Raw genomic sequence first — 12,548 nt, forward strand, 5'->3', positions numbered from 1 at the left:
TGAGGACTGACACCATGAGCGGCAGGCACACCGGCCAACAGCATGCGCACACCGTGGAAGGAACGGACCCCCAGCTGTTCGTGGCGGTCCATGATCCCGCTGACGATGCCGGGTTGCGCCCCGTCCTGCTGCTGCACGGCTTCTCCTCCTCGGGCAAACTCAACTGGGAAGACACCGGCTGGGTGGGCGCCCTCCTGGAGGCCGGCCGCCGCGTGATCACAGTGGACCTGCCCGGTCACGGCCGCAGCGGCGCGCCGGAGGACCGTGATTCATACTCCCCCAGCCGCATCCGCGCCGATCTGCTTCAAACGGCGTTCGACGCCGGCGTCCGGCCCCTGCAGGACGGCGATCCTTCCAGCGGGCTGGACCTCGTGGGCTACTCCCTGGGATCGCGGCTGGCATGGGAGTTTGCGTCCACCCAGCCGGAGATCGTCCACCGCCTGGTGCTCGGCGGGCCCAACATCTCCGATCCGCTGGCCGAGTTCGACCTGACGGCCGCCCAGGATTACCTGGCCGACGGCACGCCGATTGCCGACGGGTCCACGGCGCAGCTGCTGAAGATGGCGCTGCTGCTGCCCACCAACAACATCTTTGCTTTGCTCACTCTCGTGGAGGCCATCAAGGCCGAGCCCTACGATCCCGCCGAAGCCGTCCCCCATGTGCCAATGCTCCTGGTGGCCGGTGACCAGGATGAACGGATTGGCAGCCTCCCCAAGCTAGCCGAGCTGGCCAACAGCACCGGGGGCATGGCCGAGCAGCTGGTCCTGCCGGGCCGGAACCATACCAACGCCGTCACCAGCAGGGCCTTCAAGCAGGCGGCTATCGCCTTCCTGGCGGTCTGAGATTCCGGTACCCGGATGATCCCCGGAACCTGAATATCCCGGCGGCCGCCCGGCGGTAGGCTGGAATCACAGGGCCGAAAGAGCCTGGAGGGGCAGATGGGTACGCGATTCGAAGACCGAACCGAGGCAGGCGAACGCCTCGCCGCCGCTCTCTCCCAATTCCGGGAGCGGCCCGGCACCGTGGTCCTGGGCCTGGCCCGCGGCGGGATACCGGTGGCGGCAGCCGTGGCCAAGGCTCTCTACCTTCCGCTGGGGACAGTGCTGGTCCGCAAGCTGGGCATTCCGGGCCATGAGGAAACGGCGTATGGAGCACTGGCGTGGGCACGCGGCCGCACCGTCAGGCTGGTCAACAAGCCGTTGGTGGACCGGGTGCTGGACCACGGCGTCCGGCGCGAATGGCTGGACGAGGTGGAAGAGCGCGAGCGTGCCGAACTGCACCGCCGGGTGGACCTTTACCCCGGAACGTCCGTAGACCTGGCCGGGAAGACCGTGCTGCTGGTGGATGACGGCCTGGCCACCGGTGCCACCATGCGGGCAGCAGTGGAAGCGGTCCGAGAAAGTGGCGCTGCAGTTGTGGTGGCGGCCGCTCCAGTAGGTTCCATCGAAGCCGAGGCGTCGGTGGAGCGCGTTTGCGATGCCGTGATCTGCCTGCACCTGCCGGGCAAGTTCCGGGCGGTAGGCAGTTTTTACCGGCACTTCGAACAGCTGTCCGACGACGCCGCCATCGGCTACCTCGGGCAATAGCAGCGGCGGGCCGGACGCAAAGGTCCGGCCCGCCGTCGCGGTCGTTTGCTGCTGCCGCGCAAAGCGGGGTGCGGCGTGACGGTAGTTAGTGGTGGGCGCTGACGCCCAGTGGGCGCCCCTTGGTTTCCTTGGCCAGGACTACCCCGATGGCGGAGATGACGCACAGCACCATGATGTAGATGCCGATGGACCCGGCCCACTTGGTGCTCTGCAGCAGTGTTTCGGCGATCGTGGCCGCAAACGCACCGCCCAGGATGGCGCCGAACGCGTAGCCGATCGAGATGCCGGAGTACCGGACGTTGGCGGGGAACATCTCGGCATACATGGCGGACATGGGCCCGTAGGACAGTCCCAGTCCGATGGTGAGGACGAACAGTGCCACGCCGTAGAGCCAGATGTTCTTCGTGTCGATCAGGGCGAACATGGGCAGCATCCAGGCGAACACGATGGCGTATCCGGCCAGGAAGGTCTTGACCCGGCCGATCTTGTCGGAGAGCCAGCCGCCCACCAACGTGAAGATGAGCCAGCCGAATGATGCCAGGGTAGTGGCCAGCAGGATCTGCGGGGTGGGCATCTTGAGCGTCCTGGTGGCGTAGGAGATGAAGAACGCGATGAGCAGGTAACCGGCGGCATTGTTGCCGATGAAGATCAGGGTGGAGTACAGGACCGGCAGCTTGTGGTTGCGGATGAGCTCGCCCAGCGGCGCCTTGCTTTCCTTCTTCCGCAGCGCCATCTCCTGGAACACGGGGCTCTCGGCCACAGCGCGGCGGATCAGGTACCCGACCACGATCAGCACGATCGACAGCAGGAACGGAACGCGCCAGCCCCAGGCAGCGAAGTCTTCCTTCGACATGCTGCTGTTGAGGAAGAAGAGCAGGCCGGTGGCCAGGATCATGCCGACGGGAACGCCGATCTGCGGGTAGGCGCCGAACAGGCCACGCTTGTTCAGGGGTGCATGCTCGACGGCCATGAGGGCCGCGCCGCCCCATTCGCCGCCCGCGGAGAAGCCCTGGATGACACGCAGCAGGATCAGCAGGACCGGGGCCCAGGCGCCGATCTGGGCGTAGGTGGGAAGCATGCCGATGAGCGCTGTTGCCGCACCCATCATGACCAGCGTGAATACCAACATGGCCTTGCGGCCCAGCCGGTCACCCAGGTGTCCGGCAATCACTGCGCCGAGCGGGCGGAAGAGGAAGCTGATGCCGATCAGTGCGAAAGACAGGATCTGGGCCAGGCCGGGGTTCGACTCGTTCAGCGGGGCCAGGAACAGCGGGGACAGCAGCGTTGCCGTCAGCTGGGCAAAGATGAAGAAGTCGTACCACTCAATGGTGGTGCCGACGAGCGTGCCCGCGAGGACCTTGCGCTCTTCCCTCCGTGTGCTGGGACCGGAGAGAGTATCCACCTGGGAAGGTGTGGTCATTGAAACTCCATTGTTTATCGGCGGTTTGCACCGCCGGACGCCTTCAGGATTACCGACAGAACGGTCAGTTGGTAAGTAGAGTACTACGAAAATGTGAGGCGCGACACGGTATGGTCGAATTTTGCGGTGAACGGCGGAAGGGCTTCTGGGTTCCGTATTTGAACGGCAAGTTCCTATAAAGAAACACCTGCCGGCTCCGCGCACCTAGGATGGAAGCCATGAATCCCACCGCCGCAGCCCGGACCGAAGCAGCACCGGCGCAGGTATCGGCGTCCCAGACGCTCTCCCGCGGCATCCGTGCCCTGGAGATCCTTGCTGCTTCCCCTGGTCCGCTGACCATCGCCGAACTGGCCGATGCCATGGGCGTCCACCGGTCGGTGGCCTACCGGATCCTGCGCACGCTCGAGGACCATTCACTGCTGGTGCGCGACGACTCCGGAAAGGTGCAGCCCGGACCCGGTCTTGCCGTCCTGGCACGGGGGGTGTCGCGGAACCTCCAGTCTGCTGCCCTACCGGAGCTCACCAACCTGGCAAACACCCTGGACATGACAGCGTTCATCGCGGTCTGGGACCATCATGACTGCATCACCCTGGTCACCGTCGAGCCGCGGCACTCGGGGGCCACGGTGGCCCAGCACCCCGGTACGCGGCATCCCATTAACGCCGGGGCACCGGGCATCGCCATCCAGTCAGCGTTCACCGAGGCCGAATGGGACCGGCTGGACACCGGCCTGGCCTACCGGCAGGAGGCCGGCGAGGCCCGCCGGCTGGGGTACTCGGCAAGCCACGATGAGGTCATAGCGGGGGTTTCCTCCCTGGCTGCCCCCATCAGGGTGCCGGGCGGCCGGCCCGCCGCCCTGGCCGTCGTTTACATCCGTTCCGCCCACGATCCCGCGGCCGTGGGTGCCGCGCTGGCGGGGAGCGCGGCACGGATCCAGGAGCAGTTGGCCTGACCCGTCGGGCCCGGCTGGAGCCACCGAAGGCGTGGTCGAATCAGCCGCGGCTTCCGGTTCCACGCTTGCCAAGGACGACGGCGGCAGCGGCACCCAGCAGCGCCAGCAGCACGGACGCCGCGATGGGCACCAGGAAAGCAAGGTGGTGGCCGCCGGCCTCGGCCAGGTAGCCGCCGGCGGCTGAGCCCAGGGCCGTGCCGGCCACAATACCGCTGGCCAGGGCGGTCATGACCGTTCCCAGCCGGCCGGCGGGCGCCAGGATGCCGCCTGCCGTAAAGACCGTCACCATGACCGGCCCCACCGGGATGCCCAGGATCAGCAGCACAACCACCATGGCGGCCAGCGAATCCGGCAGCAGCAGGAGCAGCGACAGGAGGGCCATCAGCCCGGCGGACACCAGCCAGCGCCGGGGCAGGGTGAAGGTGCGGGGCCAGTAGGCCACAGAAAGTGCCGCGGCGGCCGAACTCAAGCCCACGGCCGCGTACAGCAATCCGGCGATCTCCGGCCCCGCGATGGGCGCTGCGAAGGAGCTGAGGGCCGCCTGCGTCGAGCCGAAGAATGTTCCCATGCAGACCATGGCAGCGACAGGGAGGGCGACGGCGGCCGGCAGCCTTCCGGCCCGTGGGGCCGGTTGCCCGGTTGCCGCCTTCCGGGCTGCGGGCCGCACCGCCCGGTGGGTGGGGTGGGCCGCGAAGGCGGGCACCAGCGTCGCGGTCATGGCTGCGGCCAGGGCGAGGGGCAGCCAGGGCGCCAGGAGGCTGGCCAGGATTCCCACCAGCGCCGGGCCCAGGACGAACGTGACTTCGTCGGCGGTGCTCTCGTAGGACAGGGCAGTGTCCAGGTCGGTGGCCTGCTGCGACGCCGGGCCCTGCGACGCGAGCGCCATCCAGCGCACCCGGGCCAGCGGGCCCACCTGCGGCGAACTCGCACCGGAAACAAGCGCCGCCGCGATCACGGCTCCGAACAGTCCGCCGGAGGCCCCCGCAGCGATGGCCGCCAGGATCAGGGCCAGGACCGCCACCGTGTTGATGACGGACGCTATCAGCAGGACGGGCCGCTGCCCCCGCCTGTCGGCGAGCGCACCGAGCACCGGGGCGCCAAGGGCCGAGCCTATGCCTACAGCCCCGGCAGCCGTGCCGCCCGCGGCATAGGACCCGCTGACGGAAGTGACCATCGTGAGGGTTCCCACCGTCAACATGGCGAGCGGAAGCCGGGCAAAGAGGCCAAGGGGAATGAAGCTGCGGCCGGCCAGCAGGGGAAGCCGGGCAAACCGGCCGGTCCTGGCCGGTTGGGAAACCCCCGCTGACGCTGGGGCCTGTGACGGATATCCAGGTTCAGTTGGAACCGGGGACGGCGCTGCGGCTGGCGGCGACGTCGGAGAGGGGCTATGTGAAGTCAATTCCGGGCTCGTTCAAGTCATGCGCACCGTCCCTCCTCCCGATGCGCGCAACCCGGTAACCCACCTATTCTACGCCCGCACCTGAACCTGGCCCGGCCAGCTGCGGTCAACCGGCGTCGAGTGCCTCCGAGATTCTCAAAGTGGACCCGGTCCGGCCCTTGAGCACCTGCAGCTGGGTCCCGATCCGCTGCTTCATCTCGCCGACGTGGCTGACGAGCCCCACCACGCGGCCGCCATCGCGGAGCCCCTCAAGGGCGTCCATGACCTGCTCCAGTGACTGTTCGTCGAGGCTGCCGAAGCCCTCGTCCACGAACAGGGTTTCGATTTCCACTCCCCCGGATTCCTGCTGCACGACGTCGGCAAGGCCCAGCGCCAGGGAAAGAGAGGCCATGAAGGACTCGCCGCCGGACAGGGTAGAGGTGTCGCGGCGGTGGCCCGTCCATTGGTCCACCACTTCAAGGCCCAGCCCGGATTTGGCCCCGCGGGCAGCTTTTGCGTCTGTGTGCTGCAGCAGGTACCTGCCATCACTCATAGCCACCAGCCGCTCGGACGCCGCGATGGCAACCTGCTCAAGGCGGGCCGCGAGGACGTAGCTGTTCAGGCTCATCCGGTACGTGTTATCGCCCCTGCCGGCGGCCGCGTCCGCCAGCCCTGCCAGCATCCGTGCCCGCTCCGCCGGTCCCAGGGCAGACCCTGCCAGCGCGGCGTAGTCCCGGCTGATGGCGGCCAACGATGCCAGGCACCGTGCGGCCATCCCGGCGGCGAGGTCTGCCTGGCGCGCCCTCTCCCGGGCCTCGGCGGCTTCGCTTTCCAGCCCGGCGAGCCGTTCCCCGCTGGGGTCGAAACCTCCGGCTTTCTCTTCCGCTGCGCGCACCAGGTCCTCGGCAGTGAACAGCTCCCGCACCCTGGCTGCCTCATCCTGTCCGGCGCGGACTTCGGCCTGGAGTCCGTCGGCCTCCGCGCTGTCGAGGAGTTGGCTGCGTGCTTCGTCGGCCGTTGCGAAGCCGGCAGCCGGCAACGCCAGCTCAAGCTGTTCACGGGCGTCGTCCGCCTGTGACTGCGCCACTGTCAGCGCGGCCTGTGCTGCCACGGCCTTGTCGAGCACCGCCACCGCGCCCTCCAGCGAGCGCAGTCTCCGGGCCAGGCTGGGACGCCCGGCCCGGAGACCTGAGAGCGCTTCGTCCAGTGCAGTGGCCTGTTCGGATACTTCTGCCAGCGAAGACTTTGCCTGTGCCAGCCCCGCATCAATTTCGGCCTTGGCGGCTGCTGCCTCGGCGATGCCGACATCCAGCGCCTCAAGCTTTCCGCGCACCTCTGAAAGACCGGCCACAGCGCGCTCTGCCTCGGCAGCTGCAGTCCGGGCCATTCCGGCCGCGGCGAGTGCCTCTTCCTCGGGAGTATCGCCGCCCTGCCCGGCAAGAACTGCCACCGACTGCTCAGCGTTAGCCAGCTCGGCGCCAACCCGGGCAAGGGCGGCGTCGGCTGCCTCGTAGGCACCGTGTGCTGCGTCTTCAGCCTGGGCGAGCCCGGGGCCCTGGTTGCCGCCGGCGGTAGGTGCGGGATGCTCCGCGCTGCCGCACACCGGGCACGGGTCACCGGCCTGCAGCTGGGCGGCGAGTTCCGCAGCGGCATGCGTGAGCCGCTCCTCCCGCAGGTCCAGCCATTGCTGCTTGGCCGCCAACTGGCGTTCCCTGGCCGCATCGCAGCGCAGCTTCACGGCATTACGCGCCGCGACAGCCGAAGCGTGGCGGCGTACTACATCCAGGAGCTCTTCCGCTGACGCGGCTTCCTTGCTCCGCAGCGCAGCGGTTCCGGCCAGCAGCTCCAACGGCGCCAGCCCGGCTTCAAGGCCTTCCCGTTCTTCAAGGAGCGCCGCGGAGCGGATCCCGAGCTTGGCTTCGGCTGCCTCCAACTCTGCCTGTTTCCTGCCGAGGTCGGTATGGCGTTTCCGCAGGGCCTGCAGCCTGTCTTCGTCGGGAAGGCGGGCCTCCACGACGGCCAACAGGGAACGGAGCCGGCCCAGTTCATCCGCGGCAGATGCCATCACGGATTCCGGAAGGGAAGCTGCGCTGCTCCCGGTCCCAGCTGCGTCCACAAGTTCGAACGGCGCCAGTTCGGGGTCCTCGTCCGCGGCAAGGCGCAGGAATGTCAGGGCCGACTCCGCTGCGCGGGACGCACTGGCGACCTTGGCCGCAGCGCCGTCTACGTTCTTTAGCTGGCCCACGAGGACTTCGGCCTTGCGGTGCCGAGCCAGCCGGGCTTCAAGTTCCCTAAGGCGGGGAGCCGCGTCCGATACTGCATTCCGCCGGGCTTCGGCCGCTTCGAGCCGTTGCCGGCGTTCGCGGCGTCCGGATTCCTCATCGACTGCCAGCGTCCGCTCTGCGGCCGCTGTTTCGGCGTCCTCCGCGAAACCGCGAAGTGCCTCCAGGCGTTGCGCGACGGCGTGCTGCAGCCACTCAAGGCGTTCTGCCGCCTTGTCAGCCGCCGGCGCGCTGTCCTCCGCAAGCTCCAGTGACGCAGCCTCGGATTCGGCACGCGCAGTCAGGAGTTCCAGTTGTCCCGACAGTGCAGCGACGCTTTCCCGGGCGGCCAGCGCCTCGCGGGAGAGCTCCTGTTCCAGGGCTTCGAAGCGCTGGGTGCCGAAGAGCTTCTGCAGCAGCTCGAGCCGGTCAGCAGCCTTCGACCTGAGGAAGGCGGCAAAATCCCCCTGGGGGAGCATCACCACGCGGGTGAACTGATCCCGGTCCATTCCCAGCAGCGCAGTAATCTCCGCGCCGGCCTCGTCATTGCGGGCGGACTTCTCCACCCAGGTGCCGTCGACACGCTCCCGCAGGAGCGTCTTGGCCTGCTGCGTGGTGAAGCCGTTCCTGCCGCGTGCGCTCGGCTTGTCCCAGGCGGGTGAGCGGGTGACTTCGAAGCGCCGGCCCTGCGCCGAAAATTCCAGGTTCACCGCAGGTTCCTGCGAGGGCTCGGCATGGTCGCTCCGGAGGCGTTTGCCATCCTGCCGCGCCCCGGGCACCGAGCCGTACAGGGCGAAGCAGATGGCGTCCAGGACGCTGGTCTTGCCTGCACCAGTAGGCCCGTTCAGGAGGAACAGTCCGTGCCCGCTGAGCCGGTCAAAATCAACGTCCTCGGTCCCGGCGAAGGGGCCGAAGCCGGAGATGCGGAGATGGTGGATCCTCACAGTGCCGCCTCCTGGAGCCGGACGTTCTCCAGTGCGGCCGCGAGCGCTGCCCTCTCGGCGTCGTCCGGTGTGCGGCCACGGACGTGTTCGAGGAACCCGCAGCACACTGCGAGGTCGTCCGGGGCTTCGGCGAGCCTGCTGCTGTAGCTGGTGGACACCGCAGGCGCCCCGCCTTGGGGGTCGAAGCCCAGCACCAGGGTGTCGGGGAACCGTGCGCGGAGCCGCTCCATGGCGCGAGCGGGCCGCTGGTCATCTGTCAGCGTGACCTGGCAGTAGGCGTTTTCGGCCCACGCATGCTCCGGTGACTCCAGCAGTTCCGCCAAGGGACCCCGCAGGAGCGCCAGGCGGCGCGGCGCGTCCCACAGCACTTCCTCCACGGCCGTAACGCCGTCCGGTCCGAGGTCCACCAGCCACGCACCCTTGCTGTGGTTGGCTTCGGAGAAGGAATAGGCCAGCGGTGAGCCTGAGTACCGGACCTGCGGCGAGAGGGACTGGCGTCCGTGCAGGTGGCCCAGCGCCGTGTAGCCAAAGCCGTCGAACAGGTCCAGCGGGACTGCCCCAACGCCGCCGATGCTGAGTTCCCGTTCACTGTCCGAGCTGATGCCGCCGCTGGCGAACGTGTGGGCCAGGACCACGGAATGGACCGGAGCGGAGCCGGCGCGCCGCGCGATGTCCTCCCGGATCAGGGTGGTGGCGGCGCGGGTGACATCGAAATGGCTGGCCGCCTCCACACCCAGCTGCTCTGCCACGAGCCGCGGTTCAAGCCAGGGGATGCCATAGATGGCGGCGAGGGCGTCCCTGCCGGCCGCATCCGGACCCAGCGGCAGCAGCAGCGGCTTGTCCAGGTCCTCCACGCGGGTCCGCAGGTGCACTCCCCCGCGTTCGAGCAGCCGGGCCGCAAAGCCCAGGCGGATGGCGGAGTCGTGGTTGCCGCTGGTGAGGACCACCTTTGCCCCGGCGTCCGTGATCCCCACAAGGGCCTCATCCAGCAGTCGCACGACGTCGACGCCGGGCAGCGCGCGGTCGTAGACGTCCCCCGCGATCAGGACGACGTCTACCCCGTGCTCCGATACCGCCGCTACGAGCTGGTTGACGAAGGCACGCTGGGCCTCAAGCATGCCCACGCCGTGGAAAGACCGGCCGAGGTGCCAGTCCGATGTATGAAGTAACCGCATCTTTCTAAGCTATCGGCTGCCACTGACACTTTGCGCCAGCGGCGCATCCCGTCAATGGCATCACACCGTAAGGGCCCTCAGCTCCGCTTGCCGTCAAAGAACTCCTGGGCCTCGCTGGGGGCGCCGCCGGCGGACTCGGCCGCACGTTCCGGCTGCCCCGCGCTGCGTGTTGCCCCGGCGGATCCGGCTGCGCCGTCCGTGCCGGCCCCCGCAGCACCTTCAGGGTGCCCCTCCAGGGAGGCGTCGTCGTCGGACGTGTCCCCGGCGGCGGGAGCGGACACCGGCGCCGGGGCAGCACGGAAGATGCGGAACAGCAGGCCTGCAACGGCCGCACCCGCAAGGGGCGCCACCAGGAAGACCCAGAGCTGTTCAACGGCCCAGCCTGAGCTGAAGACAGCGGACGCCAGCGCCCGGGCGGGGTTGTAGGGCAGGTTTCCCATGGCCTGTCCCAACTGCAGGAGGGCGGCGAACGTCAGGCCCACGGCAAAGGGCGCGATGACGGCTCCGGCCCGCTCTCGGGCGGCCGCGCCGAGGAAGACGGCCACCACGATGGCTGCGCCCAGCACCTCAAGGAGGAGCACCGCAGCCACGGGAGCCTGGATAATCGAGTGCTCACCGAAGCCGGCAGTGACGGTATCGAAGGCTGTGCGGCTGTCCGCGATGCCCGGCAGGGTGCGCAGCACCGCGAACAGCACCAGGGCGCCCACCACGGCGCCGGCCACCTGGGCAACAGCGTAGGCGGCTGCCACCCCGGCCCGGATGCGCCCGGCGAGAAGGTGGCCAAGGGTAATGGCCGGGTTGAAGTGCCCGCCGGACACGTGCCCCACCGCGAGCATCGCAGCTGTCACGGCGAGGCCGGCTGCAAGGGCGGCAGGCAGGGGGCTGGACTGCGGAATGCTGAACAGCGGCACCCCAAGGCCGGCGACGGCGATAAAAAGGCTGCCGAACGCTTCGGCACCAAGCCTGGGCAGCAGGCCCGGACGGACGGTGTCGGAGGTGCCCGGGAAGGCATCGTGTCGGTCGGTAACGGTTGTGCTCATGATGGGACCTTTGGGTAGGGGCCAGGGGTGCTGCCGCCGGGCAACCCCAGTATTCTTCCAGCGCCGGCTGGGCGTTGGCTGGACACGGTCCGGGTGCCGGCACCGTCGCGGGCGGGGATGGTGCCTGCTTTCCGGCCCGCGGCGCGCCCACGGTAGATTTGCAGCATGAGCTTTGACACTGCCGCGCCCGCACTGAGGTCCCGCATCCACGGATGCCTGCTGGGCGGCGCACTCGGCGATTCCCTGGGCTACGAAGTCGAATTCGATCCGATTGACGATATCCGGCGCCGCTTCGGCCCGGACGGGTTGAGGGACTTCGCAGCCATCGCCGGCAGCACCCACATCTCCGATGACACGCAGATGACCCTGTACACCGTGGACGGCCTGGTTGAAGCGCTGGAGTGGGCCAACTCGGGGTTCGGCGCCGACGTGAACGCCTGCCTGTGGCTGGCGTACCTGCGGTGGCTTGCCACCCAGGGTGAGGTTGCCGGGCCCGCAGCACCGGCCCCGCAGCCCCGCTGGATCGACGGGCACGCCGTCCTCCACCAGCGCCGCCACCCCGGCCGCGCCTGCCTTTCAGGGCTGTCCACCGGAGAGATGGGAACGTCCGTCCGGCCCGTAAACCCGGACTCCAAAGGCTGCGGCACCGTCATGCGGTCGGCACCCTTCGGCCTCGTGCCGCACGTGGCGCCCGACGCCGTCTACAAGTTGAGTGCCGACGCCGCCTCCCTGACGCACGGGCACCCCTCTGCGCGGCAGAGCGCAGGGGTGTTCAGTCTCCTGATCCACCGCCTGGTCTCGGGTGAGTCCCTCCACGACGCGGCAGCAGCGGTGGCAGCCCACGCCGCCGGCATCACCGGCGTGGCACCGGAATTGCCGCGGCGCCTTGACGTGGCACTGCGGCTGGCGGCGAGGGGCGTTGTCCCGCCCGAGGAACTTGTGGCCGAACTTGGCGAGGGCTGGGTGGCGGAGGAGGCGCTCGCCGTCGGCCTCTATGCCGTACTGGCCACCCGCCCCACCGATGACGCTGCCGCGGACGCTCCGGTGCGGCACTTCCGGGACGCGGTGGCATTGGCCGTGAACCACAGCGGCGACAGCGACTCCACGGGATCCGTGGCGGGCAACATCCTGGGCGCCTACTACGGCGAGGCATGCCTGCCGGAAGAATGGCTTAGCGTGCTCGAGGCCCCCGACGTGATCCGGGGCATGGCGGACCTCCTGGTGGGCGTCACAACCGGCGAAGGCTGATGTTGTTGCACGCTTCGCAGACGTCCTCAGGGATCAGCCCGCGGCGCTGAAGCCAGCCGAAGATCACGCAGCCCAGGCAGAACGCCAGGAACGCCTCCAGCGAGGCCGCCACGATCAGGATGCCCAGGACAGCCCACGACGCCGGCACGGCACCGGACAGGAACAGGACAAGCGCCGCGGTGGACACCACCGCTCCCATCCCCTGGGCGAAACGCTTGGGCGGTCCGGCTACCAGTTTGACCTTGCCCAGCCACGGCGTGATGACCTTTACGGAGAGCAACGCCAGCGGCGAGATCCGGGGACCGAACAGCAGCCTCAGCCAGAAACCCGCGGCGATGGCTGCCAAACCCCACACGGATCCGCTCAGCGCCGTGGCCACCGCCACCAGCACCACCAGGGCCGCCGTGACACGGGCCGCGTACTCGTTGACGGGGTTGGGGAAGGCGAAGAGGCTCATGGTGCAAGGCTAGGATCGGCCCGTCGCCGGAGGAAGGATTGTTGCTTCGCGTGAACTTGTGTGGGGCAGCGCTGCTTGGCCTTTTC

The 12,548-nt window shown here is 68.8% G+C and carries 10 protein-coding genes; 4 read left to right on the top strand and 6 right to left on the bottom strand.

The features are described 5' to 3' along the window. Positions 1-14: 14 nt before the first annotated feature. Both ACHL_RS11625 and ACHL_RS11630 read left to right on the top strand, forming a co-directional pair. Complete coding sequence (locus ACHL_RS11625) at positions 15-842, top strand: alpha/beta fold hydrolase (protein ID WP_015937479.1); 828 nt, start codon at positions 15-17, stop codon at positions 840-842. 96 nt (positions 843-938) lie between these two features. Continuing rightward, complete coding sequence (locus tag ACHL_RS11630; RefSeq protein ID WP_015937480.1) at positions 939-1,586, top strand: phosphoribosyltransferase; 648 nt, start codon at positions 939-941, stop codon at positions 1,584-1,586. An 85-nt stretch (positions 1,587-1,671) separates the two neighbouring features. Here ACHL_RS11630 and ACHL_RS11635 read toward each other — a convergent pair whose 3' ends face one another. After that, the gene (locus ACHL_RS11635; protein WP_015937481.1) at positions 1,672-3,006 is read right to left on the bottom strand and encodes an MFS transporter; all 1,335 of its coding nucleotides are present in this window, start codon (positions 3,004-3,006) and stop codon (positions 1,672-1,674) included. 218 nt (positions 3,007-3,224) lie between these two features. Here ACHL_RS11635 and ACHL_RS11640 point away from each other — a divergent pair, with 218 nt between their 5' ends. Continuing rightward, positions 3,225-3,959: an IclR family transcriptional regulator gene (locus ACHL_RS11640; protein WP_015937482.1), complete on the top strand. Its 735-nt coding sequence runs from the start codon at positions 3,225-3,227 to the stop codon at positions 3,957-3,959. Between the two features lie 40 nt (positions 3,960-3,999). On the opposite strand, the gene ACHL_RS11645 is transcribed toward ACHL_RS11640, so the two are convergent. The 4 genes from ACHL_RS11645 to ACHL_RS11660 form a co-directional block, all read right to left on the bottom strand. Continuing rightward, complete coding sequence (locus ACHL_RS11645; RefSeq protein ID WP_015937483.1) at positions 4,000-5,358, bottom strand: MFS transporter; 1,359 nt, start codon at positions 5,356-5,358, stop codon at positions 4,000-4,002. A gap of 106 nt (positions 5,359-5,464) precedes the next feature. Next, a complete protein-coding gene (locus ACHL_RS11650; RefSeq protein ID WP_015937484.1) occupies positions 5,465-8,542 on the bottom strand; it encodes an AAA family ATPase in 3,078 nt (1,025 codons plus the stop codon). Further along, complete coding sequence (locus ACHL_RS11655) at positions 8,539-9,717, bottom strand: exonuclease SbcCD subunit D (RefSeq protein WP_015937485.1); 1,179 nt, start codon at positions 9,715-9,717, stop codon at positions 8,539-8,541. The genes ACHL_RS11650 and ACHL_RS11655 overlap by 4 nt, the downstream gene beginning before the upstream one ends. A gap of 77 nt (positions 9,718-9,794) precedes the next feature. Continuing rightward, a complete protein-coding gene (locus ACHL_RS11660; RefSeq protein WP_015937486.1) occupies positions 9,795-10,757 on the bottom strand; it encodes an aquaporin in 963 nt (320 codons plus the stop codon). Positions 10,758-10,922: 165 nt separating this feature from the next. On the opposite strand from ACHL_RS11660, the gene ACHL_RS11665 reads away from it, so the two are divergent. Further along, complete coding sequence (locus tag ACHL_RS11665) at positions 10,923-12,005, top strand: ADP-ribosylglycohydrolase family protein (RefSeq protein ID WP_015937487.1); 1,083 nt, start codon at positions 10,923-10,925, stop codon at positions 12,003-12,005. Here ACHL_RS11665 and ACHL_RS11670 read toward each other — a convergent pair. Further along, complete coding sequence (locus tag ACHL_RS11670) at positions 11,986-12,462, bottom strand: DUF4395 domain-containing protein (protein WP_015937488.1); 477 nt, start codon at positions 12,460-12,462, stop codon at positions 11,986-11,988. The genes ACHL_RS11665 and ACHL_RS11670 overlap by 20 nt on opposite strands. Positions 12,463-12,548 lie beyond the last annotated feature (86 nt).

It is taken from the genome of Pseudarthrobacter chlorophenolicus A6, assembly GCF_000022025.1.
In the GTDB taxonomy this organism is placed as follows: Bacteria; Actinomycetota; Actinomycetes; order Actinomycetales; family Micrococcaceae; genus Arthrobacter; species Arthrobacter chlorophenolicus.

Bases quoted from the DNA above. Each gene is read 5' to 3' on its own strand.
- ACHL_RS11635 (WP_015937481.1), bottom strand. From the start codon at position 3,006: ATGACCACACCTTCCCAGGTGGATACTCTCTCCGGTCCCAGCACACGG.
- ACHL_RS11660 (WP_015937486.1), bottom strand. From the start codon at position 10,757: ATGAGCACAACCGTTACCGACCGACACGATGCCTTCCCGGGCACCTCC.
- ACHL_RS11655 (WP_015937485.1), bottom strand. From the start codon at position 9,717: ATGCGGTTACTTCATACATCGGACTGGCACCTCGGCCGGTCTTTCCAC.
- ACHL_RS11640 (WP_015937482.1), top strand. From the start codon at position 3,225: ATGAATCCCACCGCCGCAGCCCGGACCGAAGCAGCACCGGCGCAGGTA.
- ACHL_RS11670 (WP_015937488.1), bottom strand. From the start codon at position 12,462: ATGAGCCTCTTCGCCTTCCCCAACCCCGTCAACGAGTACGCGGCCCGT.
- ACHL_RS11630 (WP_015937480.1), top strand. From the start codon at position 939: ATGGGTACGCGATTCGAAGACCGAACCGAGGCAGGCGAACGCCTCGCC.
- ACHL_RS11665 (WP_015937487.1), top strand. From the start codon at position 10,923: ATGAGCTTTGACACTGCCGCGCCCGCACTGAGGTCCCGCATCCACGGA.
- ACHL_RS11625 (WP_015937479.1), top strand. From the start codon at position 15: ATGAGCGGCAGGCACACCGGCCAACAGCATGCGCACACCGTGGAAGGA.